General features: G+C 68.4%; 19 protein-coding genes. 16 read left to right on the top strand and 3 right to left on the bottom strand.

Annotated features, from left to right (window positions below; genetic code table 11):
• Window positions 1-31: 31 nt before the first annotated feature.
• The 11 genes from serC to AC3WQY_RS16745 all read left to right on the top strand — a co-directional run bounded on the left by serC (window position 32) and on the right by AC3WQY_RS16745 (window position 11,666).
• The gene (gene serC, locus AC3WQY_RS16795; protein WP_492709711.1) at window positions 32-1,141 is read left to right on the top strand and encodes a 3-phosphoserine/phosphohydroxythreonine transaminase; all 1,110 of its coding nucleotides are present in this window, start codon (window positions 32-34) and stop codon (window positions 1,139-1,141) included.
• Window positions 1,134-2,264, top strand: coding sequence for a prephenate dehydratase (gene pheA, locus AC3WQY_RS16790; RefSeq protein ID WP_285231826.1), 1,131 nt, complete (start codon window positions 1,134-1,136; stop codon window positions 2,262-2,264). Before serC ends, pheA begins: the two co-directional genes overlap by 8 nt.
• 6 nt (window positions 2,265-2,270) lie before the next feature.
• Window positions 2,271-3,149, top strand: coding sequence for a prephenate dehydrogenase (locus AC3WQY_RS16785; RefSeq protein ID WP_285231825.1), 879 nt, complete (start codon window positions 2,271-2,273; stop codon window positions 3,147-3,149).
• An 18-nt stretch (window positions 3,150-3,167) separates the two neighbouring features.
• Window positions 3,168-5,171, top strand: a complete 2,004-nt coding sequence (locus AC3WQY_RS16780; RefSeq protein WP_492709710.1) for a bifunctional 3-phosphoshikimate 1-carboxyvinyltransferase/cytidylate kinase — start codon at window positions 3,168-3,170, stop codon at window positions 5,169-5,171.
• Between the two features lie 150 nt (window positions 5,172-5,321).
• On the top strand, window positions 5,322-7,034 hold the full coding sequence (gene rpsA / locus AC3WQY_RS16775) for a 30S ribosomal protein S1 (RefSeq protein ID WP_285231823.1): 1,713 nt from the start codon (window positions 5,322-5,324) through the stop codon (window positions 7,032-7,034).
• 129 nt (window positions 7,035-7,163) lie between these two features.
• Window positions 7,164-7,484 (top strand): integration host factor subunit beta, encoded by a 321-nt coding sequence (locus tag AC3WQY_RS16770; protein ID WP_285231822.1) that lies wholly within the window; start codon window positions 7,164-7,166, stop codon window positions 7,482-7,484.
• Between the two features lie 40 nt (window positions 7,485-7,524).
• Window positions 7,525-7,818 (top strand): LapA family protein, encoded by a 294-nt coding sequence (locus AC3WQY_RS16765; RefSeq protein WP_285231821.1) that lies wholly within the window; start codon window positions 7,525-7,527, stop codon window positions 7,816-7,818.
• Window positions 7,819-7,820: 2 nt separating this feature from the next.
• The gene (lapB, locus tag AC3WQY_RS16760; protein WP_492709709.1) at window positions 7,821-8,978 is read left to right on the top strand and encodes a lipopolysaccharide assembly protein LapB; all 1,158 of its coding nucleotides are present in this window, start codon (window positions 7,821-7,823) and stop codon (window positions 8,976-8,978) included.
• Window positions 8,978-9,721 carry a glycosyltransferase gene (locus tag AC3WQY_RS16755; protein WP_492709708.1) on the top strand — a complete coding sequence of 248 codons (744 nt, stop codon included), beginning with the start codon at window positions 8,978-8,980 and terminating at the stop codon, window positions 9,719-9,721. Before lapB ends, AC3WQY_RS16755 begins: the two co-directional genes overlap by 1 nt.
• Window positions 9,718-10,680, top strand: coding sequence for a glycosyltransferase family 32 protein (locus AC3WQY_RS16750; protein ID WP_492709707.1), 963 nt, complete (start codon window positions 9,718-9,720; stop codon window positions 10,678-10,680). The genes AC3WQY_RS16755 and AC3WQY_RS16750 overlap by 4 nt, the downstream gene beginning before the upstream one ends.
• Window positions 10,677-11,666, top strand: coding sequence for a glycosyltransferase family 2 protein (locus AC3WQY_RS16745; RefSeq protein ID WP_492709706.1), 990 nt, complete (start codon window positions 10,677-10,679; stop codon window positions 11,664-11,666). The genes AC3WQY_RS16750 and AC3WQY_RS16745 overlap by 4 nt, the downstream gene beginning before the upstream one ends.
• On the opposite strand, the gene AC3WQY_RS16740 is transcribed toward AC3WQY_RS16745, so the two are convergent.
• The gene (locus AC3WQY_RS16740) at window positions 11,653-12,777 is read right to left on the bottom strand and encodes a glycosyltransferase (RefSeq protein ID WP_492709705.1); all 1,125 of its coding nucleotides are present in this window, start codon (window positions 12,775-12,777) and stop codon (window positions 11,653-11,655) included. The two genes, AC3WQY_RS16745 and AC3WQY_RS16740, sit on opposite strands and share 14 nt — an antisense overlap.
• A gap of 73 nt (window positions 12,778-12,850) precedes the next feature.
• Between AC3WQY_RS16740 and msbA the strand changes: the two genes are divergently transcribed.
• Together msbA and AC3WQY_RS16730 are read left to right on the top strand one after the other, a co-directional pair.
• Entirely contained in the window at window positions 12,851-14,596 is a 1,746-nt protein-coding gene (gene msbA / locus AC3WQY_RS16735; protein WP_492709704.1) for a lipid A export permease/ATP-binding protein MsbA, read from the top strand.
• Window positions 14,597-14,599: 3 nt separating this feature from the next.
• Window positions 14,600-14,896, top strand: a complete 297-nt coding sequence (locus AC3WQY_RS16730) for a ComEA family DNA-binding protein (RefSeq protein ID WP_492709703.1) — start codon at window positions 14,600-14,602, stop codon at window positions 14,894-14,896.
• On the opposite strand, the gene AC3WQY_RS16725 is transcribed toward AC3WQY_RS16730, so the two are convergent.
• Together AC3WQY_RS16725 and dnaE are read right to left on the bottom strand one after the other, a co-directional pair.
• Window positions 14,866-16,158 carry a patatin-like phospholipase family protein gene (locus AC3WQY_RS16725; RefSeq protein WP_492709702.1) on the bottom strand — a complete coding sequence of 431 codons (1,293 nt, stop codon included), beginning with the start codon at window positions 16,156-16,158 and terminating at the stop codon, window positions 14,866-14,868. The genes AC3WQY_RS16730 and AC3WQY_RS16725 overlap by 31 nt on opposite strands.
• A gap of 97 nt (window positions 16,159-16,255) precedes the next feature.
• Complete coding sequence (gene dnaE, locus AC3WQY_RS16720) at window positions 16,256-19,753, bottom strand: DNA polymerase III subunit alpha (protein WP_492709701.1); 3,498 nt, start codon at window positions 19,751-19,753, stop codon at window positions 16,256-16,258.
• Between the two features lie 81 nt (window positions 19,754-19,834).
• On the opposite strand from dnaE, the gene AC3WQY_RS16715 reads away from it, so the two are divergent.
• The 3 genes from AC3WQY_RS16715 to AC3WQY_RS16705 are packed head-to-tail and all read left to right on the top strand — an operon-like array spanning window position 19,835 to window position 22,620.
• Window positions 19,835-20,785: a peptidylprolyl isomerase gene (locus AC3WQY_RS16715; RefSeq protein ID WP_492709700.1), complete on the top strand. Its 951-nt coding sequence runs from the start codon at window positions 19,835-19,837 to the stop codon at window positions 20,783-20,785.
• Window positions 20,786-20,838: 53 nt separating this feature from the next.
• Window positions 20,839-21,621: a sulfurtransferase gene (locus AC3WQY_RS16710; protein ID WP_492709699.1), complete on the top strand. Its 783-nt coding sequence runs from the start codon at window positions 20,839-20,841 to the stop codon at window positions 21,619-21,621.
• A gap of 15 nt (window positions 21,622-21,636) precedes the next feature.
• A complete protein-coding gene (locus tag AC3WQY_RS16705; RefSeq protein WP_492709698.1) occupies window positions 21,637-22,620 on the top strand; it encodes an alpha/beta fold hydrolase in 984 nt (327 codons plus the stop codon).
• Window positions 22,621-22,665 lie beyond the last annotated feature (45 nt).

The following is a 22,665-nucleotide window of genomic DNA, read 5'->3' as shown; positions in this document are numbered from 1 at the left end:
CGCCCCATCCGTTCCCGCCCGCAGTCCCGCCATGACGTCACGCCCCTTCAATTTTTCCGCCGGCCCGGCCGCCTTGCCCGAAGAGGTGTTGACGCAGGTGGCGCAGGAAATGCTGGACTGGCACGGCTCGGGCATGAGCGTGATGGAGATGAGCCACCGCGGCCGCGAGTTCATCTCCATCGCGGAGGCCGCAGAAGCCGATTTGCGCGACTTGCTGCAGGTGCCGGCCAACTTCCGCATCCTCTTCATGCAGGGCGGCGGCCTGGGCGAGAACGCCATCGTGCCGATGAACCTCTCGCGCGGCGGCAAGGTCGATGTGGTGGTGAGCGGCTCCTGGTCGAAGAAGAGCGCCCAGGAAGCGCGGCGTTATGCCGATGTGCATATCGCCGCCACCAATGCCTCGGAAGGCCAGCGCCACATCCCCGCCGCCGCCGAATGGCAGCTGCGCCCTGATGCCGCCTATGTGCACATCTGCAGCAACGAGACCATCGATGGGCTGGAGTTCCACGAGCTGCCGGACCTCAAGGCCCTCGGCTCGGACGCGCCGCTGGTGATCGACTGCTCCTCGCACCAGCTATCGCGCCCCATCGACTGGTCGCGCGTCGGGCTGGCGTTTGGCGGCGCGCAGAAGAACATCGGCCCGGCCGGCCTCACCCTCGTCTACGTGCGCGAGGATCTGCTGGGCCATGCCCTGCCGATCTGCCCCAGCGCCTTCGACTACAAGACCGTGGCCGAGGCCCAGTCGATGTACAACACCCCGCCCACCTTTGGCATCTATGTGGCCGGCCTGGTGTTCAAGTGGCTGAAGGGCTTCGGCTACGCCGGCAAGACCGGCCTGGCCGCGATCGAGCAGCGCAATATCGACAAGGCGCAACTGCTGTATGACGCGCTCGACGGCTCGAACCTGTTTGAAAACCGCGTGGCGGCCAGCTGCCGCTCGCGCATGAACGTACCGTTCTATCTCCGCGACGAACGTCTGAACGACGCCTTCCTGGCCGGTGCCAGGGAACGTGGACTGCTGCAACTCAAAGGCCACAAGTCGGTGGGCGGCATGCGTGCATCGATCTACAACGCCATGCCGCTCGAGGGTGTGCAAGCCCTGACGGCGTATCTGAGAGACTTTGAGGCACAACATGGCTGATGGAGCCCCCGCGACTCCTCCTAACCCTCCCCTGCCGGTCGCCGACCCGGCCCTGCTGAAACTGCGTGACCAGATCGACGCCCTCGATCAAGAGCTGCTCGATCTGCTGAACCGCCGCGCTCATGTGGCCGAGCAGGTGGGCGAGATCAAGCGCCGCGACGGCACGCCCTTCTTCCGCCCCGACCGCGTGGCCCAGGTGATCACCAAGATCCAGCAGGCCAACACCGGCCCGCTCAAGGGCGAGCATGTGGCGGCGATCTGGCGCGAGATCATGTCGGCCTGTCTGGCGCTGGAATCGCCGCAACGCGTGGCCGTGCTGGGCCCGGTGGGCACCTTCTGCGAGCAGGCGGCGATCGAGTATTTCGGCGGCGCCGCCGACCTGATCTACTGCTCCAGCTTCGACGAGGTCTTCCACGCCACCGCCAGCGGCAGCGCCCAGTACGGCGTGGTGGGCGTGGAGAACATGACCGAGGGCGTGGTGACGCGCTCGCTGGACCTGTTCCTGCACACGCCGACGCATGTGGTCGGCGAGGTCAGCCTCCTGATACGCCACAACCTGCTGTGCAAGGACAACTCGCTGCGCGGCATCAAGGCGGTGCTGGCGCATCCGCAGGCGCTGGCGCAATGCCAGAACTGGCTCAACAAGCACCTGCCCGACGCCGAGCGCCGCGCCGTCTCCAGCAATGCCGAGGGCGCACGCCTGGCGGCCGAGCACCCGGAATGGGCGGCCATCGCCAGCGAACGCGCCGCCACCCTGTTCGGCCTGCACATCGTGGCCCATGCGGTGCAGGACGAGGCCTACAACCGCACCCGCTTTGCCGTGATCTGCCTGCCGCAGACCATGGACGTGCCGCCCGCCACCGGCCGCGACTGCACCAGCCTGATCGTCTCGGTGACCAACCGCCCCGGCGCCATGCACGACCTGCTGGTGCCGCTGAAGAACCATGGCGTGTCGATGACGCGGCTGGAATCGCGCCCGGCGCGCACCGGCCAATGGGAGTACTACTTCTACATCGACCTGGAGGGCCATCCCTCGCAGCCCCATGTGGCGGCGGCGCTGGCCGAGCTGCGCCAGTTGTGCGCCTTCTACAAGGTGATCGGCACCTACCCGGTAAAGGCTTGATTGAGCATGTTCAACCAACTCGGCGTGATCGGATGCGGCCTGATGGGCGGCTCCTTCGCGCTTGCACTCAAGAAGGCCGGGCTGGTGAAGCGGGTGGTGGGCTATAGCAAGTCGCCCTCCACCACCGAGACCGCCAAGAAGCTGGGCGTGATCGACATCGCCGCCGAATCGGCCCTGCTGGCCGTCTCGGGCTCGGACATCGTGCTGCTGGCCGTGCCGGTGGCCGCCACCGAGGCCACGCTGAAGGCCGTCAAGCACATGGTGGACCCCGGCGTGCTCTTCATGGACGTGGGCTCGACCAAATGCGATGTGGTCGAGGCCGCGCGCCGCGTGCTGGGCAAGCAGTTCGGCTCCTTCGTGCCGGCGCACCCGATCGCCGGCAAGGAATCGGCCGGCGTGCAGAACGCCGATGCCGGGCTTTACCAGGGTCGCCAGGTCATCCTGACGCCGCTGCCGCAGACCAATGCGGCGCTGGTGCAGAAGGCCACCGACGTCTGGTCGGCGCTGGGCTGCCAGGTGCTGAAGATGACGCCGCAGAACCATGACGCGGCCTTCGCCGCCGTCAGCCATCTGCCACACCTGCTCGCCTATGCCTATTTCAGCGCCGTCGCCAAGCAGCCCGCCGGACGCGACTACCTGAGCCTGGCCGGCCCGGGCTTTCGCGACTTCACCCGCATCGCCGCCAGCGATCCCGCGATCTGGCGCGACATCCTGCTGGCCAACAAGGCCGAGGTGATGGCGCAGTCCAAGCGCTTTCGCGACATGCTGGACCTGCTGGAGCAGGTGATGCAGAACGACGACGCACAAGGCCTCGAGACCCTGCTCAGGCAGGCCTCCGAAGGCCGCAGCCAATGGCAGATGGGTGTGCCCCGCACCCGCAACTGACCCCGCTTTCTCCCCGCCATGTTCAAGATCCCCTTCCTCGACCTGCCGCCCCTGCGCGCAGCCGCCGGCACCGTGCGCCTGCCCGGCTCCAAGAGCATCTCCAACCGCGTACTGCTGCTGGCCGGCCTCTCCGAGGGCCAGACCCTGGTGCATGACCTGCTGGATTCCGACGACACCGCGGTGATGCTGGCCTCGCTCAAGGTGCTGGGTTGTCAGCTCGAGCAAGTGCCGGGTGGCCCGCTCAAGGTCACCGGCATCGGTGGCCGCCTGGTCAACAAGGACGCCCAGCTCTTCCTCGGCAATGCCGGCACCGCGATGCGCCCGCTCACCGCGGCACTGGCCCTGCTGGCAGCCACGCAGGGTGGCGCCTTCGAGCTGGCCGGCGTGGCGCGCATGCACGAGCGCCCCATCGGCGATCTGGTCGATGCCCTGCGCGAGCTGGGTTGCGAGATCGCCTGCCTGGGCAGCGAAGGCTATCCGCCGCTGCGCCTCAGCGGCCCCAGCCGGCTCAGGCTGGCCGAGCCGGTGCGCGTGCGCGGCGATGTCTCCAGCCAATTCCTCACCGCCCTGCTGCTGGCCCTGCCGCTGGTCGCCCAACAAGACGTTGTGGTGGAGGTGGTCGGCGAGCTGATCTCCAAGCCCTATGTGCACATCACGCTGGAGCTGCTGAAGCGCTTCGGCATCGAGGTGCGCGCGGACGGCTGGCAGCGCTTCACCATCCCGGCCGGCAGCCGCTATCGCTCGCCCGGCGAGGTGCATGTGGAGGGCGACGCCTCCTCGGCCTCCTACTTCGTGGCGCTGGGCGCCATCGCGGCCGCGGACACACCCATCCGCATCGAAGGGGTGGGCAGTGCCTCGCTGCAGGGCGATGTGCGCTTTGTCGAGGCCGCCCAGGCGATGGGCGCCGAGGTGCGCGCCGAGGCCAATGCCCTGGAGGTCAAGCGCGGCGCCTGGCCGCTCAAGGCCCTGGACCTGGACTGCAACCATATTCCCGATGCCGCCATGACCCTGGCGGTGATGGCGCTCTATGCCGATGGCCCCAGCACCCTGCGCAACATCGCCAGCTGGCGCGTCAAGGAGACTGACCGCATCGCCGCCATGGCCACCGAGCTGCGCAAGCTCGGCGCCAGCGTGGAGGAAGGCCAGGACTGGTTGCGCGTGCACCCCTTGCGCGCCTGGAAGCCGGCCAGCATCCACACCTACGACGACCACCGCGTCGCGATGTGCTTCTCGCTGGCCGCCTTCAACGGCCTCGTCACCGACTCGGCCGTGCCGGTGCGCATCCTCGAGCCGCATTGCGTGGCCAAGACCTTCCCGGACTATTTCGAGACCCTGTTCGAGGTGGTGACGGCGCGCCCCGAGGACATCCCGGTGCTGACCATCGACGGCCCCACCGCCTCCGGCAAGGGCACGCTGGCCGACGAGGTGGCGCACGAGCTCGGCTATGTAATCCTGGACTCCGGCATGCTGTACCGCGCCACCGGCCTGGCCGCGCACCGTGCCGGCCTGGACCTGGACGACGGCGCGGCCGTGGCCGCCATCGTGCCGGCGATGGACCTGCATTTCCGCAAGGGCCGCGTCACCCTGGGCGAGGAAGACATCACCGAGGCCCTGCGCGCCGAGGCCGCTGGCCTGATGGCCTCGCAGGTGGCCGCCCATCCCCAGGTGCGCAGCGCGCTGAACCAGCTGCAGCTGGACTTCCGCCGCGTGCCCGGCCTGGTGGCCGATGGCCGCGACATGGGCTCCACCGTCTTCCCGGACGCGCCGCTCAAGGTCTTCCTCACCGCGAGTGCCGCCACGCGCGCCGAGCGGCGCTATAAGCAGTTGATTTCCAAGGGAATTTCGGCTAGCATGGAAGGCTTGCGTGCGGATCTTGAGGCACGTGACGCGCGCGACAAGGGTCGCAGCGCCTCGCCTCTCAAGCCCGCGCAAGACGCGCAAAGCCTCGACAACTCGGCCCAGACCATCGAAGAATCTCGTGATCTGGTGCTGGCTTGGTGGGCCGAGCGCAGGCCGTTCTGAGACAGCGTTGAATCAGCACAGCATCCGGGCCCGCCGCCCTTCCCTCCGAGCGTCTGCTCATCGAGGGCGGCGAACTCTACAACCTTAACCCGCAAGTTCGCTTGCAACTGCCGACGGGCAAACGCCTTGCCAGACGGCTCAGGAAATACCATGTCCCAAACCCAGAACGCCACCCCCGCCATGGACTCGTTTGCAGCCATGTTCGAGGAATCGCTGCAGCGCTCCGACATGCGCGCCGGCGAGGTCATCTCCGCCGAAGTGGTGCGTGTCGAGCACAGCTTCGTGGTGGTCAACGCCGGCCTCAAGTCTGAAGCCTACGTGCCCATCGAAGAGTTCAAGAACGACCAAGGTGAGCTTGAAGTCAACGTCGGCGACTTCGTGTCGGTGGCGATCGATGCGATCGAAAACGGCTACGGCGACACCATCCTGTCGCGCGACAAGGCCAAGCGTCTGGCCTCGTGGCTGTCGCTGGAAACCGCACTGGAGTCGGGCGACTTCGTGACCGGTACCGTGTCCGGCAAGGTCAAGGGCGGCCTGACCGTCCTGGTGAACGGCATCCGCGCCTTCCTGCCCGGTTCGCTGCTCGACACCCGCCCGGTGAAGGACATGAGCCCCTACGAGGGTAAGACCATGGAATTCAAGGTCATCAAGCTGGACCGCAAGCGCAACAACGTCGTGTTGTCGCGCCGTGCCGTGGTCGAAGCTTCGATGGGCGAAGAGCGCGCCAAGCTGCTGGAAACGCTGTCGGAAGGCGCGATCGTCCAGGGCGTGGTCAAGAACATCACCGAATACGGTGCCTTCGTGGATCTGGGCGGCATCGACGGCCTGCTGCACATCACCGACATGGCATGGCGCCGCGTGCGTCACCCGAGCGAAGTGGTGACGGTTGGCCAGGAACTGACCGCCAAGGTCCTGAAGTTCGACGCCGAGAAGAACCGCGTTTCGCTGGGCCTGAAGCAGCTGGGCGACGACCCCTGGTTCGGCGTGGCACGTCGCTACCCCACCAACACCCGTTTGTTCGGCAAGGTCACCAACATTGCTGACTACGGCGCGTTCGTGGAAATCGAACCCGGCATCGAAGGTCTGGTGCACGTGTCCGAAATGGACTGGACCAACAAGAACGTGGCACCTTCGAAGATCGTCTCCCTGGGCGACGAAGTCGAAGTCATGGTCCTGGAAATCGACGAAGACAAGCGTCGCATCTCCCTGGGCATGAAGCAGTGCAAGGCCAATCCTTGGGAAGAGTTCGCCGAGAACGTCAAGCGCGGCGACCGCGTCAAGGGCCCCGTCAAGTCGATCACCGACTTCGGCGTGTTCGTTGGCCTGGCTCAAGGCATCGACGGTCTGGTGCACCTGTCCGACCTGTCGTGGCAAGAGACTGGCGAAGCTGCCGTGCGCAACTTCAAGAAGGGCCAAGAAGTCGAAGCCATCGTGCTGGCCGTGGACGTGGAGCGCGAGCGCATCTCCCTGGGCATCAAGCAGCTGGACAGCGACCCGTTCACCACCTACACCTCGGTCAACGACCGCGGCATGACGGTGACCGGCAAGGTCAAGACGGTCGACGCGCGTGGCGCCGAGATCGAATTGGCTGACGACGTGACCGGCTATCTGCGCGCTTCGGAAATCTCCCGCGACCGCGTGGAAGACGCCCGCAACGTGCTGAAGGAAGGCGACGAAGTCACCTCGGTGATCGTCAACATCGACCGCAAGACGCGCAACATCCAGCTGTCGATCAAGGCCAAGGACAGCGCCGACCAGCAAGAAGCGATGCAGCGCCTGTCGGCTACCAGCGAGCGTGAGAACGCCGGTACCACCAGCCTGGGCGCCCTGCTGCGTGCCAAGCTGGATCAAGGCGGCAACTAATCGTTGCTCCGCAGGGGCGGCGGCTCTGGTAGCCTCTGCCCCTGTCAGGTGACCTGATCAGGCTCGCCACTCATCCGAGGGCGAGCCTGATTTCCTTCCCTCCCTCTCCCACTCAAGAATTCGATCGTCATGACACGTTCCGACCTCGTTGCCCATCTGGCAGAGCGCTTTGGCCAGCTCACCCAGCGCGACACCGAGTTCGCCGTCAAGACGATACTGGACGCGATGTCCGATGCCCTGGCCCGCGGCCACCGCATCGAGATCCGCGGCTTTGGCAGCTTTTCCATCAACCGCCGCCCGCCCCGCATGGGCCGCAATCCGCGCAGCGGCGAACAGGTGCTGATCCCCGAGAAGCTGGTGCCCCATTTCAAGCCGGGCAAGGCCCTGCGTGAAGCGGTGGACGAGCAGTTGCCGCTGGACGACGCCAGCCTCCCGCGCACGCTGGATTGAGCCGCCTCGGCAGCCTGCCGAGCCTCTAGAATCCACGCCAATGCGCCTCTTCGTCTGGCTCTTCCGGGCCTTCCTCTTCTTTGCCCTCTTCGCCTTCGCGCTGAACAACAGCCAGGAGGTGGTGGTGCATTGGTTCTTCGGCCGCGCCTGGAGCGCGCCTCTGGTCATCATCGTGCTGATCGCCTTCGGTTTCGGCTGCGCCCTGGGCGTGCTGGCCATGGTGCCGGCCTGGTGGCACCACCGCCGTGCCGCCGCCCGCCAGGTGGCGCTGGATCTGCCCGCCGCGGCAACACCTGACCCCGCCAGCGCCCCGATCGTGCGGGACGGTCTTTGACCATGGGCTTCGATCTCAGCTGGCTGCTGATTGCCCTGCCGCTGGTGTTCGGCCTCGGCTGGCTGGCCTCCAAGCTCGACACGCGCCAGTGGAAGCGCGAGCAGCGCGACGCGCCCAAGGCCTATTTCAAGGGCTTGAATCTGCTGCTCAACGAGCAGCAGGACAAGGCCATCGACGCCTTCATCGAGGCGGTGCAGGCCGACCCCGACACCTCCGAACTGCACTTCGCGCTGGGCAATCTGTTCCGCCGCCGCGGCGAATACGAGCGTGCGGTGCGCGTGCACCAGCACCTCCTGCAGCGCGGTGACCTGCCCAAGGCCGAACGCGAGCGCGCCCAGTACGCGCTGGCGCAGGACTTCTACAAGGCCGGCCTGTTCGACCGCGCCGAGGAGGCTTTTGCGGTGCTGCGCGGCAGCAGCTTCGAGAGCGAGGCCGAGTTGGCCCTGCTCTCGCTTTACGAGCGCTCGCGCGAATGGCGCAAGGCCGCCGAGGTGGCCAAGCATCTGGAGCAGGTGGGCACGGGCTCCTTCGCCTCGCGCATCGCGCATTACCTCTGCGAGCTGGCGCTGGAAGCGCAGGCGCGCAACCAGGAGGGCGACGTCGACAAGGCGCAGGCCCTGCTGGCCGAGGCCCGCAAGGTGGCGCCCCAGGCCGCGCGCGCCCACGTGCTGGCCGGGCAATTGCTGATGCGCCGCGAGCAGCCCCAGCAGGCCATGGCCGCCTATGCCGAGCTGCTGGCCGCCAACCCCGAGGCCTTCAATCTGGTGGCCGGCGACTACGCCAGCGCGGCACTCGCCTGCGACGCCGCCCCGGCCGCCCTACAGACCCTGCAGGCCCAGTACCAGCGCCACCCCGGCATGCACCTGCTGCAGGCCATCGCCAAGCTGGAACCGGCCGCTAACGCGCAGCGCCAGCGCCTGCTGGCGCATCTGCGCCAGGACCCCAGCCTAGCGGCCGCACGCCAGCTGCTGGCGCAGTCCGGTGCGCAGCTCAGCGATGAAGAGACCACCCTGCTGGGCAGTGCCATCGAGCGTGCCGGCCGGCCGCTGCAGCGCTACCGCTGCGCCGCCTGCGGCTTCGAAGCCCAGCATTATTTCTGGCAATGCCCCGGCTGCCTGAACTGGGACAGCTACCCACCGCGTCACGTGGAAGAACTTTGATGCAAGAGAAGAAGGCCACCGAGCGCGTCATCCTGTGCATGAAATGGGGCACCAAGTACGGCCCCGAGTACGTCAATCGCCTCTATGCGATGGTGGCGCGGCATCTGCGCGGGCCCTTCAAGTTCGTCTGCCTGACCGACCGCAGCGAGGGCATACGCGCCGAGGTGCAATGCCTGCCCATCCCCGAACTCAAGCTGCCGCCCGGCATCCCGGAGCGCGGCTGGACCAAGCTCACCACCTTTGAAGCAGATCTGCACGGCCTCAAGGGCACGGCGCTGTTCCTGGATCTGGACGTGGTGATCGTCGACGACATCACGCCCTTCTTCGAGGTGCCGGGCGAGTTCCTCATCATCCATGACTGGAAGCGCCCCTGGCGCATCACCGGCAACAGCTCGGTCTACCGCTTCGAGTTGGGCGCGCATGCCGACGTGCTGGCCAAGTTCCGCCGCGAGGCCGAGGCGATACGCAAGCAGGTGCGCAACGAACAGGCCTACCTCTCCGACGAGATGCACAAGCAGGGCAAGCTGAAGTATTGGGACGCGTCCTGGTGCGCCAGCTACAAATACCACTGCATCCCGGCCTGGCCGACCAGCTACTGGCGTGACCCCATCATCCCCAAGGGCGCGCGCATCCTGATCTTCCACGGCGTGATGAACCCGCCCGACGCGCTGGCCGGCCGCAACAACGGCAACTGGCGCCACGCCCGCCCGGCGCACTGGATCGCCGAGCACTGGCGCGAATGATCTGGCTGGGGCTGCCGGTCCTGCTGCTGCTGGCGCTGCTGGGGCACGAGTGCTGGCAGATCCTGCGCGCGCAGGCCCCGGCGCAGGTTCGCGAACTGCTGGTCGGCGCTGCCGCGCCGCGCGCCGCCGCAGACATACCCAAGGTCCTCTGGACCTACTGGCATCCCGCGCCGGCGCCAGCCTTCATCCAGCAATGCCTGGCCAACTGGCGGCGCCACGCGCCCGACCACGAGTTGCGCCTGCTGGACCGCCAAAGCCTGCTGCAATGGATCCCCGCCAGCGCGTTGCGGTCGGATTTCGACAGCCTGCCGCCCTATCGCCAGGCCGACTGGCTGCGCGTGCAATTGCTGGCCCGCCACGGCGGCATCTGGATGGACGCCTCCACCCTGCTGACGCGCGACCTGGCCTGGCTGCATGAGGCGCGGGCGGCCGCCCAGGCCGAGTACGCCGGCTTCTACATCCAGCGCTACAGCAGCCGCACCGAGTTGCCCATCGTCGAGAACTGGTGCATGGCCGCGGTGCCCCGCAGCGCCTTTGTGCGCGACCTGGCCGCCGCCTTCGACCATGCGCTGGATCTGGGCGCCGAAGCCTATCTGGACGAGTTGCGCGCGCAGGGCCGGCTGGCGCGCGTGGTGCAAGACCTGACCCCCGACTTCCAGCGCTACCTGCTCATGCATGTGGCCGCCTCGGACCTGCTGGACCGCGCCCACCAGGCCTCCCCCCAGATCTACCGCTTGGCGCTGCTGCGCGCCGAGGACTCGGCCTTCGCCTACCTGGACGCGCTGCGTTGGCGCAAGCGCCATCTCTACGCCCGCCTGGCGCTCACGCCCTGCCCGCGCCGCCTGCCCGCCCTGATCAAGCTGCGCGGCGGCGACCGCCAGGTGCTGGAGCGCGGCCTGGCCAAGGGCCGCTGGCTGCGCGGCAGCGCCATCGCCCGCCTGCTGGACTTGCGCGCATGACGGCGCCCTGGCTCAGCATCCTGCTGCCGGTCTACCGGGTCGAGTCCTACCTGCTCGCCTGCGCGGCCTCCATCCTCGACCAGGCCGATGCGGGCGTGGAGTTGGTCTTCGTGGACGACGCCTCGCCCGATGGCTCGGCCGCGCTGATCGAGACGCTGGCGGCCGGGGATGCGCGCGTGCGCCTGATCAGGCATGCGAGCAACCAGGGCGTCAGCGCCGCGCGCAACACCTTGCTGGACGCCGCACGCGGCGACTACCTCTGGTTCGTCGATCCCGACGACCTGATGGAAGCCGGCGCGATCCCCCGGCTCCGAGCGCTGCTCGAGCAGCCGCAGGCACCCGACTTGGTGATGTGCGACTTCCGGGCCTTCGATGACGGCAGCAGCAAGCCCGCCAAGCCACGCTACCAGCACATCCCCAGCTTCGTCGGGGCAGCGCAGGGCGAGGACCTCGATGCCCTGCTGAGCGGCTTGTTTCAGGCCGGGCAGTTGCACCCCTGGTCCAAGATCGTGCGCCGCGCCAGCTGGCCCGCGGGCCTGCGCTTCCCGGTCGGGCAGGTGTTCGAAGACCTCGCCGTCTATCCGCGCCTGGCCCTGCAAGTGCGCCGCTTCGTGCATGTGCCCGAGGTCTGGATCGCCTACCGGCAACGTGCCGGCAGCGCGCTGGCGAACCTGAGCGCCGCCAGGCTGGACGAATGGATGAGCGCGCTGGACGGCTATGCCGCCGAACTGCCGGCGCTGAGCGAGGCCACCCGCTTCGAGATCGCGCATTTCTGCGCCCGCACCTTTCTGCGTGCCAGCAAGCGGCGCAGCAGGTTCGGGCGAATTGGGCAGGAGGGCCTGAGCGAGGCGCTGCGGCGTTTCGCGCGCCAGTGGCGCACCAGCTCGCCGCTCACGCCCGAACAACTGCTGCAAGCCTATCTGCGGCGCGGCCGCCTGCTGCGCTGGCTGCAGCTGCGCTGGTGGCTTTATTTCAAAGCGTCGTGAGCAGGGCCTGGTAGCGCAGGCGCATCAGCTCCACGCCATGTTCGGCAAGGGCGCGCTCGCGCGCCGCGGCCGCCAGCCGCTGGCCCAGCCCCGGCTCGCAGAACACGCGCTCCAGCGCATCGGCCAGCGCCTTGGCATCGCCCTCGGGCACCAAGAGGCCGCTGCGCTCATGCGCCAGCACCTCGCTCACGCCCGCCACGTCGGAGGCAATGCAGGCGCAGCCCGCCGCCATGCCCTCCACCAGGGCCAGCGGCATGCCCTCGTAATGGGTGGCCAGCACGCAGACCGCGTGCGACATCAGCAGCTCGGGCATGCCGCCGTAATGGCCCAGGAACTGCACCTGCCCCTCCAGGCCCAGGCGCTTGACCTCGGCCTCGGCGCGCTGGCGGTAGGCGGCCTTGCCCGCCCCCGCAAGCTTCAGCGGCAGGCGCAGGCCGCGGCCCTTCAGCAGGCCGAGCGCGCGTATCAGCGTCAGATGGTCCTTCTGGCGCGCAAAGCGGGCCGACATCACGATGCCGGCCACGCGCTCCTCGAAGGGCCTGGCGGCGCCTTCGGCGAATGGCCGCAAGTCCACGCCATTGGGTATGGCCATGGTCTTGTCCGCCGGCATGCCCAACTTCAGCAGGACCGCCTTCACCCCTTCGGACACGGCCACCAGCTTGGCGCTGCGCGCCGCCAGCCAGCGCGCCTGCGCCAGCTTCCAGCGCGTGTAGCGCTCGCGCGAGTTGTGCTCCACCTGCACCAGCTTGGGCACGCCGGCCAGCAACCCGGCCCAGCGGCCGATCAGGTGCTCGGGAAAGCCATGCGCCACCAGCAACTCGGGCCGCCAGGCGCGGCACAGCCGCCACAGCGCCCAGATCGTCGCCAGATGCGACCAGCCCGGCACGACCTCCACGCGCAGGCCGCGCGCACGGATCGCCTCCACCCGCGCCGCATCGGTGTTGCGCTTGCGGCGCAGCACCAGCAGCACCTCCATCTGGGTGGCCATTTGCGCCGACAGGCAGAGGTCCAGCGCGACCTGCGTGGCCCCGGAAAAACCGCCGGTGACGAAATGCAGCACGCGCCGCGGCGCGCCGGCCGGGCTCCCAGCGACCATGTTGTTTTCAGACATGCCGGGCAGTATAGGCAGGCGCCTCGGCCCAGCGCAGCGGCGACAATCGGCCCCTCGCAACGTTTGCAACGAGATGAGTCAGCCTCCCACCGACCGTGAGCCCCTGAGCGCCACCGCCCGCCGCCTGGCGGTCTACCTGAAACCCCATGGCAGGGGCGTGGTGCTGACCATCCTGGCCTATATCGGCGCCGCCTGCACCGAACCACTGATACCGCAGCTGCTCAAGACCGTGCTGGGCGAGGGCTTCAAGGCCAACAGCTTCTCGGTCTGGTGGGTGCCGGTGGTGCTGATCGGCCTGTTCGCGGCGCGCGGCCTGTTCAGCTTTCTGGGCCAGTACCTGCTGAACTGGACCGTCTCGCGCACCGTGTTCGACCTGCGCGCCGCCCTGCTCAACGCCTTGCTGAAGGCCGATGCGCGCATCTACACCAGCCTGCAGCCGGGCACCGCCGTCACCAAGGTGGTGAACGACCCGCAGCAGATCGTCGCCCAGCTCGGCGGCGCCCTCATCACGCTGCTGCGCGACGGCCTGCCGGCGCTGGCCATGCTGGGCTATCTGCTGTGGCTGAACTGGCAGCTGACGCTGCTGTCGATGATCACCACCCCGGTGATGGCGGTGGTGGTGAAGCGCGTCAACGCGCGCGTGCGCCGCATGGGCAGTTGGGCCTACGACGCGCAGCTCCGGCTGGTCAACAAGGTCGACGACCTGACGCGCGCCTGGCGCGTGGTGCGCAGCTTCGACGCCGCCGACCACGAGCGCGAACAGTTCGCCGCGCGCGCCCGCGAGGTGCAGCGCGCCACCCTCAAGACCGCGGCCGCCAACGCGCTCACCCAACCGGTCTCGCAGCTGATCGCCAGCATCGGGCTGTCGGTCATCCTGAGCCTGGCGCTGCTGCAGGCGCGCCAGAACCAGAGCGGCGTGGGCGAGTTCGCCGCCTTCATCGCCGCCCTGCTGCTGCTGACCTCGCGCCTGCGCCATCTCAGCGAGCTGGCCCAGCCCATCACCAATGCGCTCATCACCGCCCAGGGCAGCCTCAGCCTGCTGGACATCCCGGCCGAGAACGACCGCGGCAGCCGCGCGCTGGCCGAATGCCGCGGCGAGATCGCGCTGCAGGCCGTGACGCTGCGCTACCCCGGCGCCGAGCAGCCCGCCCTGGACGCGCTGGACCTGCGCTTCGCCGCCGGCCAGACCACCGCCCTGGTGGGCGCCTCGGGCTCGGGCAAGAGCTCCATCGTCAACCTGCTGCTGGGTTTTGCCGAGCCCGACGAGGGTCAGGTCTTGCTGGACGGCGCGCCCATCAACGAGCTCACGCGCGCCAGCCTGCGCCGCCAGTTCGCGGTGGTTTCGCAGGACATCGTGCTGTTCGACGCCTCGGTGGCCGACAACATCGCCTACGCCCAGCCGCGCGATGCGGCCCGGCTGGAGCAGGCGCTGCGCGCCGCCCATCTGTGGGACTTCGTGCAGACCCTGCCCGAGGGGCTGGACACCACCGTCGGCGCCAACGGCAGCAAGCTCAGCGGCGGCCAGCGCCAGCGCCTGGCGATCGCGCGCGCGCTCTACAAGGACGCGCCGATCTGGGTGCTGGACGAGGCCACCTCGGCGCTGGACACCGAGAGCGAACGCGCCGTGCAGCAGGCCATCGAGGCCTGGCAGGGCCGCAAGACCCTGATCGTGATCGCGCACCGCCTCTCCACCATCCGCTCGGCCGATTGCATCCATGTGCTGCAGCAGGGCCGCGTGCTGGAGAGCGGCAGCCATGCGGAGCTGGTGGCGCGCGATGGCGCCTACGCCGCCATGGTGCAGGCCCAGTTTGCGGACTGAGGCATGAGACGCCGTCTGGCACTGCTGACCTCCCTGCTGGCATTGCCTGCCTGGGCGCAAGACCCGACCCCGCTGGAGCTCAACAGCGCCAGCCGCGCCGAGCTGGAGTCGCTCACCGGCATCGGCCCCGATCTGGCCGAGCGCCTGCTGGCGGCGCGCCCCTTCAAGGACTGGCAGGATCTGCGCCGCCGCGTCGCCGGCATCGGCCCCAAGCTGGCCGCCAAGCTCTCGGCCCAGGGCCTGCGCGTGCAGGGCCGGGCCTGGGGCGCTCAGGCAGCCTCGGCCACCGCGGCGGACTGAGCCTCGGCGAAGCCGGCGCTGCGCTTGCGCATCGAACGCGGGTCGACCTTGGGCGCCTGCGCCGGCCAGCCGAAGAAGCGCTGCACCTCGGCACGCTTGGCCAGGGTGTCGGACATGCCCAGCATGATCAGCTCGCCGGTGAACGAGGGCTCGAACAGCAGATAGCTGGTGAGCGCCGAGCCGGTGGCGGCCTTGCCCTCGCCGGCCACGCCCACGCTGCGCAGCATCGCGCGTATCGGCGGCGGCAGGCTGTGCTGGTGCTCGGCGGCGAGTTCGTCGATGCGGCGGCTGGGCGCGATCACCAGCACCTCGACCGGCCGCAGCGGCGTGGCCTCGCGCGCTGCCGCGGGCAGCAGGCTGAGCGTGTTGTTGATGCGTTGCAGGCGCTCCACGTCCACCGCCAGCGCATCCAGAAAGATGTTGGAAAGCGCATGGCCGGCGATCTGCGCCATGCTGGGGTGGCCCTCCACCAGGGTGCTGCGCCGCCCGGGCGGCTCATGCATGCGGCCCGCGCCGATCACCAGCACGCGTTCGGCGCCCAGGTGGATGGCCGGCGAGATCGGCGCGCTCTGGCGCATCGAACCGTCGCCAAACCATTCGGCCTGTCCCTCCAGGTCGAGCAGCTGGGCCGGGAAGATGAAGGGAATCGCCGAAGACGCCAGCAGATGCTCGATGCTCAGCTTGGCGGGTGTGGCGATGCGCTGCGAGCGCATCCAGGGCTGCAGCGCCGCATGGGTCTGGTAGAAGGTGACATGCTGGCCCGAGCTGTAGCTGGAGCCGCTCACCGCCAGCGCCCGCAGATGGCCCTGCGCCAGCATGTCGTCCAGCCGCTCCAGCCGCACCCAGCGCTGCAGCAGCCGGCCGAGCGGCTCGTTGTCCAGCAGGCTGCGCGGCTTGCTTCGATGCCAGCGCGCCACCGCCCAGCCCAGGCTCATCATGGTCATCCAGCGCGCGCCGGTGCGTATCACGCCAAAGGCATCGGCGGCATAGACCTGGTCCACATGGATGTTCTGCCAGATGTGCATCAGCCCGTCGACGGCGCCATCGAAGTCGTCCGCCTGGCAGGCCAGGGTGCCGGCATTGATGGCGCCGGCCGAGGTGCCGGCAATCACCGGAAACGGGTTGGCGGCCGTGACCCCGGCATCGCGGCGCAGCTGCGCGATCGCCGCCAGCACGCCCACCTGGTAGGCCGCGCGGGCACCGCCGCCGGTCAGGATCAGGCCGGTGGTGGGGATGGAGGGGTTGGGCGCCGGGGTGTCCATGGCTGTCGCTTGAGGCGATCATGCCCGAAATCCCGGCTGCGCCAAACGCTCAAAAGAGGGGCCATTCGCCGCCGCGCAACAGCGCCGCCGCGGCGCCTCAGTCGTACACGATCTGCGCGTTGCCGAGCTTCGCCAGGGCCTCGTCGCAGGGCCAGAACTTGGCCGCCTCGCCCAGGTCCAGCTCGGCGCTGGCGCCCTCGCGCTTGACGGCCAGGCGCAGCGACAGGCCCTGCACCAGCGTGCCCTGCTCGGCCTCGACGCGGCGCGCCGGCCAGGCTGCCACCACCTCGGCCACCGGCGGCGTCACGCCATTTGCCTGCAGGCGCAGGAACTTGCCGAAGCGCGCGCGCGCCGCGGTGAGGCTCCACAGCTGCTGGATGTTCAGCCGCAGGCCACCCGAGAAGCGGTCGTTCTGCACCTTGCCCGAGACGATGATGAGCTCGTCCTCGGCCAGCGTCTCCTTGTGGGCGTTGATGAGCTCCTCGTTGGCCACCGCCTCGATCGCATCGCTCTTGTCGTCGAGCTTGAAGATCGCCACCTTGCCGCGGTGGCCGTTGATGATGCGCATGTCCGAGACGATGCCCGCCACCATGATGGGATCGCGGCTGTCCTGCAGATCGGCGATGCGGCGCTTCACCATGCGGCGCACCTCCTCGCCGCTCTGGTCGAACAGATGGCCGGAGAGGTAGAAGCCGATCGCCGTCTTCTCCAGACTCAGGCGCTCCTTGATGCTCCAGGGCGCGGCGTCCACCAGCGCGGGCTCGGCCGAGGAGGAGCCATGGGCGCCCTCGTCGAAGTCGAACAGCCCGCCCTGGTCGGCGTCCTGCGCCAGCTTGTCGGCATAGGTGTAGCCCAGCGCCACGCTGGCCAGCAGGCGCGCGCGCTCGGCCTCCAGGGTGTCGAAGGCGCCGGCCTTGATGAGGGCCTCCACCACGCGCTTGTTGACGGCCTTGCGGTCCACGCGGGCGCAGAAATCGAAGAAGCTCTTGAAGGGGCCGCCCGACTGGCGCGCCGCCACGATCGCCTCGATAGCGCCCTGGCCCGTGCCCTTGATGGCACCCAGGCCGTAGTTGACGAGCTTGTTGTTGATGGGCTCGAAACGGTAGACGCCGCGGTTCACGCAGGGCGGCTGGAACTCGATGCCGAAGATCTGCGCGTCGTTGAGCAACACCTTGAGCTTGTCGGTGTCGTCCATTTCGATCGTCATGTTCGCGGCGTAGAACTCGGCCGTGAAATGCGTCTTCAGCCAGGCCGTGTGGTAGCTCAGCAAGGCATAGGCGGCGGCGTGCGACTTGTTGAAGCCGTAGCCCGCGAACTTCTCCATCAGGTCGAAGACCTCGTCGGCCTTGTCCTGCGAAATGTCCTTGGCCGCGGCCCCCTTGCGGAAGATCTCGCGGTGCATGGCCATTTCCTCGGCCTTCTTCTTGCCCATCGCGCGGCGCAGCATGTCAGCGCCGCCGAGGCTGTAGCCGCCCAGCACCTGGGCCGCCTGCATCACCTGCTCCTGGTAGACCATCACGCCATAGGTCTCCTCCAGCACCTGGCCCAGCAGCGGATGCGGGTACTCGATGGTCTCGCGGCCATGCTTGCGCGCCACGAAGGAGGGGATCAGGTCCATCGGGCCCGGGCGGTACAGCGACACCAGCGCGATCAGGTCCTCGAAGCGCGAGGGCTTGGCGTCCTTGAGCAGGCGCTGCATGCCGGGCGATTCAAACTGGAACACGCTTTCCGAGAAGCCGTCGCCGAAGAGCTTGAACACCTTGCGGTCGTCCAGCGGCACCTTGGCCCAGTCGAAGTCCTGGCGGTCCGGGTAGCGCGCGATGATGAAGTTCTTGGCCAGCTCCAGGATGGTCAGCGTGGCCAGGCCCAGGAAGTCGAACTTCACCAGGCCGATGGCCTCGACGTCGTCCTTGTCGTACATGCTCACCGCGCTGGTCGAGCCCGGCTGCTGGTACATGGGGCAGAAGTCGGTGATCTTGCCCGGCGCGATCAGCACGCCGCCGGCATGCATGCCGATATTGCGCACCATGCCCTCGACGCGCGCGGCCAGCTTGAGCAGCTCGGCCACCTCCTCTTCCTGCTGCTCGCGCTCCTCGATCTCCGGCGCCTCGTGGCGGGCGTAGATCACCTTGGCCTTGTCGGGGTCGAAGTCGGGCGGCAGCCTGGCCAGGGTCACGGTCTTGCCCGGCGGCGCCGGGATCAGCTTGGCGATCGAGTCCACATGGCCGAAGCCCATGCCCAGCACGCGGCCGATATCGCGCAGCGCGGCCTTGGCCGCCATGGTGCCGAAGGTGGCAATCTGGCTCACCGCGGGGCGGCCGTACTTGTCCTTCACATAGTCGATGACGCGGTCGCGATTGCCCTGGCAGAAGTCGATGTCGAAGTCGGGCATCGAGACCCGCTCGGGGTTCAGGAAGCGCTCGAACAGCAGGTTGTACTGCAGCGGGTCCAGGTCGGTGATCGAGAGCACATAGGCCACCAGCGAGCCCGCGCCCGAACCCCGGCCCGGCCCCACCGGGCAGCCGTTGGCCTTGGCCCAGCGGATGAAGTCCGACACGATCAGGAAGTAGCCCGGGAAGCCCATCTTGATGATGGTGCCCAGCTCGAACTCCAGCCGCTCCACATAGCGCGGGCGCTCGGCATCGCGCTTGCCCGCGTCGGGGAACAGCTGCACGAGGCGCTGCTCCAGGCCCTCGTAGCTCAGCTCACGGAAATAGGCTTCCATGGGCATGGTCGAGCCATCGTCCAGGATGGGCGTGGGGAAGTTGGGCAGCTGCGGCTTGCCCAGCGTGAGCTTGAGGCTGCAACGGCGCGCGATTTCCACCGTGTTGGCGATCGCCGAGGGAATGTCGGCAAACAGTGCCTCCATCTCGGCCTGGGGCTTGAAGTACTGGCCCGGCAGAAAGCGCTTGATGCGCTTGGGGTTGGCCAGGGTCTCGCCCTCGGCGATGCAGGTGCGCGCCTCATGGGCGTCGAAATCTTCCTCACCGAGGAACTGGACCGGGTGCGTGGCCACCACCGGCAGGCCCAGCTCGGCCGCCAGCGGCACCGAGCTGCGCACCAGCGCCTCCTGGCCGGGCAGGCCGGCGCGCTGCAGTTCGATGTAGAAGCGCTGCGGATAGAGGGCGGCCAGGCGCTCGGCCCATTCGCGGGCGCGCGGCAGGTCGCCCTGCATCAGGGCCTGGCCGATGGCGCCGAACTGGGCGCCGGACAGGCAGATCAGGCCCTCGTTCAGCTCCTCCATCCACACCAGCTTGAGGCAGGCCTGGTTGCGCTGCACGTTCTGTATCCAGGCGCGCGACAGCAACTCGCAGAGGTTCAGATAACCCTGGTAGCTCTGCACCAGCAGCAGCACGCGGGTGGGCGGCTTGTCGCTGGCGTCCGACTCGATCCAGCAATCCGCGCCCAGGATGGGCTTCACGCCCGCCTTGCGGCAGGCGTTGTAGAACTTCACCCCCCCGAACAGATTGGCCAGGTCGGTGATGGCCAGGGCCACCTGCTTGTCCTGGGACGCGGCATCCGCGGCGTCGTCGATTCGCAGGGTGCCGTCGACGACGGAGAACTCGGTATGGGTGCGCAGATGGACAAAAGGCATTGCGGGATTGTAGAGAGGGGCGGCAGGCCCGGCCGCGGGTATGCTGCGGCGCCATCACAGTCCATCGACGGAGGGAACCTCATGCACCGCAAGCACATCCTGGCCCTGGCCATCGCGCTGGCCGCCGGCTCCGCAAGCGCAGCCAAGCAGCCGGCCGCCGCCAAGCCGGCCACCCCACCCAAGAGCAGCGCCGAGATCCTGGCCCAGTCCCCCGCCGGCGACTGGCGCGAGATCAAGCCCGAGGACCTGCTGGTGATGGAGCTGGCGCAGGGTCAGGCCACTCAGCAAGTACTGATCGAACTGGCACCGCGCTTTGCGCCGCGCCATGCCGCGAATATCCGCGCCCTGGCGCGCGCCGGTTTCTACGACGGCCTGGCGATCGTGCGCGTGCAGGACAACTTCGTCACCCAATGGGGCGACCCGAACGGCGACGATGCCAAGACCGCCAAGCCCCTGGGCAAGGCCGAGGCCAAGATCCCGGCCGAGTTCTCGGTGGACTACAAGAGTCTGCCCCCCGCCCTGTTCAACAAGATTCCCGATCTGGACGGCTGGGCCCCGGTGAGCGGCTTTGTGGACGGTTTCCCGGTGGCCGCCGACCCCAAGGCCGGCAAGGCTTGGCTGGCGCATTGCTACGGCATGGTGGGCGCGGGCCGCAGCGATGCGGTGGACTCCAGCACCGGCGCCGAGCTCTATGCGGTGATCGGCCATGCGCCGCGCGGCCTGGACCTCAACATCACCGTGGTGGGCCGCGTGCTCAAGGGCATGGAGTATTTGTCCGCGCTGCAGCGCGGCGGCCCCAATATGGGCTTCTATGACAAGCCCGAGCAGCGCACCGGCATCACGCGCGTGCGCCTGGCCAGCGAGCTGCCCGAGGCCGAGCGCCCTGCCCTGCAGGTGCTGAGGACCGAAAGCAAGACCTGGGACGCCCTGCTGGAGGCGCGCCGCCACCGCGGCGGCTGGTTCGTGCACAGCCCCAAGCATGTGGAGATCTGCAGCGCCAGCGTGCCGACCCGTCCGCGACCTGCGCCCTAAGCTGAGCTGCGGCCCGGCGGGGCGGTATGGCGCAGTCCTTACAATCCCGCCCCATGCAGTCCGGCCCCATCCTCAATATCTCGTCCTACAAGTTCGTCCTGATCGCCGATGCGCCCACCCTGCGCGAGACGCTTTATCAGCGCGCCCTGGAGCTGGGCCTGAAGGGCACGGTGCTGATTGCCGAGGAAGGCATCAACCTGTTCCTGGCCGGCAGCGCCGAAGCGGTGCGCGGCTGGGTCGCGGCGCTGCAGCAGGACGCCCGCTTTGCCGACCTCGCGCCCAAGGAAAGCTGGAGCGAGGCCGTGCCCTTCAAGAAGCTGCTGGTCAAGGTCAAGCCCGAGATCATCCGCATGAATATGCCGGCGATCCGCCCCGACCAGCTGCCGCGTGCCCCCGCCCTGCCCGCCAAGACGCTGGCGCGCTGGCTGGACCAGGGTCACGACGACGAGGGCCATCCGGTGGTGACGCTGGACACGCGCAATGCCTTCGAGGTGGACTACGGCACGTTTGACGGCGCGATCGACTGGCGCATCAGCAAGTTCACCGAGTTTCCCGCCGCCCTGGCCGCGCACCGCGAGGAGCTGATGGGCAAGACCGTGGTGAGCTTCTGCACCGGCGGCATACGCTGCGAAAAGGCCGCCATCGTGCTGCAGCAGCAGGGCCTGGACGGCCCCGTCTACCAGCTCGAGGGCGGCATCCTCAAGTACTTCGAGGAGACCGGCGGCCCGCATTACCACGGCAGCTGCTTCGTGTTCGACCAGCGCGAGGCGCTCGGCGCCGGCCTGGAGCCCGCTACCGAAATCATGCGCCCGGCCAGCGAGGCCCATCGTGGCTGAATGCGCCTGAACCCCGTGAGCAAGCGTCTGAGCGAGCGTCTGCGCCACGGCCTGCTGCGCCTGCTGGGCCTGCTGATACTGGCGCTGGCGATCTGTGCCGCGGCCTTCCGCGCGCCCGAGCGCAGCCTCGAAAGCCTGGTGGCGCGCTGGGCGCCGCCGCCTTCCGAATTCATGGAACTGCCGCTGGACGGCGGCCAGCAGCTGCTGCACTGGCGCGACGAGGGGCCGCGCGGCGACCCCTTGCCCATCGTGCTGCTGCACGGCACCTCGGCCAGCCTGCATACCTGGGCCGGCTGGGTGAAGACGCTCAGTGCGACCCGCCGCGTCATCACCCTGGACCTGCCCGGCTTCGGCCTCACCGGCCCGGCCGGCAGCGGCGACTACAGCGACGCCGCCTACCAGCGCCTGCTGCTGGCCCTGCTGGACAAGCTGCAACTGCCGCGCGTGGTGTTGGGCGGCAACTCGCTGGGCGGCCAGATCGCCTGGGAATTCGCGGCCCAGCAGCCGGCACGCGTGGCGGCGCTGCTGCTGGTGGATGCCGGCGGGCTGGCGTTCAAGCCCGAGTCGGTGCCGCTGGGCTTCCAGCTGGCGCGCATACCGGGCATGCGCAGCCTGGTGAGCGGCTTTCTGCCGCGCCGCCTGATCGAAAGCTCGGTGCGCAATGTCTACGGCGAGCCGGGCCAGGTCACGGCCGAGTTGGTGGACCGTTATTTCGAGCTGACCCTGCGCGAGGGCAACCGCCTCGCCCTCACCCAGCGCTTCGAGCAAATGCGGCCCGGAGCATACGCCGCACAGCTGGGCGACATTCGCCAACCGACCCTGATACTGTGGGGCCGGCGCGACCGTCTGATCCCGCTGGAATATGGCCAACAAATGAAACAGGCGATCAAGGGCAGCGAACTCGTGGTCTTTGATACGCTCGGCCACGTGCCGCAGGAAGAAGACCCGGCCGCCACGCTGAAGCCGGTGCAGGCGTTTTTGCAATCGCTCAAACCCTGATGTCCGGCAGCGCGTGGGCATAGCAACATCCACCTTCTTCATTTT

This window comes from Roseateles sp. FW301-B2 (assembly GCF_058788955.1).
Note: the sequence above shows the minus strand (reverse complement) of the source record. Positions and strands in the feature narration are given on the sequence as shown.

Coding starts and splice junctions, on each gene's coding strand:
- serC (WP_492709711.1), top strand. CDS start 32: ATGACGTCACGCCCCTTCAATTTTTCCGCCGGCCCGGCCGCCTTGCCC.
- pheA (WP_285231826.1), top strand. CDS start 1,134: ATGGCTGATGGAGCCCCCGCGACTCCTCCTAACCCTCCCCTGCCGGTC.
- AC3WQY_RS16785 (WP_285231825.1), top strand. CDS start 2,271: ATGTTCAACCAACTCGGCGTGATCGGATGCGGCCTGATGGGCGGCTCC.
- AC3WQY_RS16780 (WP_492709710.1), top strand. CDS start 3,168: ATGTTCAAGATCCCCTTCCTCGACCTGCCGCCCCTGCGCGCAGCCGCC.
- rpsA (WP_285231823.1), top strand. CDS start 5,322: ATGTCCCAAACCCAGAACGCCACCCCCGCCATGGACTCGTTTGCAGCC.
- AC3WQY_RS16770 (WP_285231822.1), top strand. CDS start 7,164: ATGACACGTTCCGACCTCGTTGCCCATCTGGCAGAGCGCTTTGGCCAG.
- AC3WQY_RS16765 (WP_285231821.1), top strand. CDS start 7,525: ATGCGCCTCTTCGTCTGGCTCTTCCGGGCCTTCCTCTTCTTTGCCCTC.
- lapB (WP_492709709.1), top strand. CDS start 7,821: ATGGGCTTCGATCTCAGCTGGCTGCTGATTGCCCTGCCGCTGGTGTTC.
- AC3WQY_RS16755 (WP_492709708.1), top strand. CDS start 8,978: ATGCAAGAGAAGAAGGCCACCGAGCGCGTCATCCTGTGCATGAAATGG.
- AC3WQY_RS16750 (WP_492709707.1), top strand. CDS start 9,718: ATGATCTGGCTGGGGCTGCCGGTCCTGCTGCTGCTGGCGCTGCTGGGG.
- AC3WQY_RS16745 (WP_492709706.1), top strand. CDS start 10,677: ATGACGGCGCCCTGGCTCAGCATCCTGCTGCCGGTCTACCGGGTCGAG.
- AC3WQY_RS16740 (WP_492709705.1), bottom strand. CDS start 12,777: ATGTCTGAAAACAACATGGTCGCTGGGAGCCCGGCCGGCGCGCCGCGG.
- msbA (WP_492709704.1), top strand. CDS start 12,851: ATGAGTCAGCCTCCCACCGACCGTGAGCCCCTGAGCGCCACCGCCCGC.
- AC3WQY_RS16730 (WP_492709703.1), top strand. CDS start 14,600: ATGAGACGCCGTCTGGCACTGCTGACCTCCCTGCTGGCATTGCCTGCC.
- AC3WQY_RS16725 (WP_492709702.1), bottom strand. CDS start 16,158: ATGGACACCCCGGCGCCCAACCCCTCCATCCCCACCACCGGCCTGATC.
- dnaE (WP_492709701.1), bottom strand. CDS start 19,753: ATGCCTTTTGTCCATCTGCGCACCCATACCGAGTTCTCCGTCGTCGAC.
- AC3WQY_RS16715 (WP_492709700.1), top strand. CDS start 19,835: ATGCACCGCAAGCACATCCTGGCCCTGGCCATCGCGCTGGCCGCCGGC.
- AC3WQY_RS16710 (WP_492709699.1), top strand. CDS start 20,839: ATGCAGTCCGGCCCCATCCTCAATATCTCGTCCTACAAGTTCGTCCTG.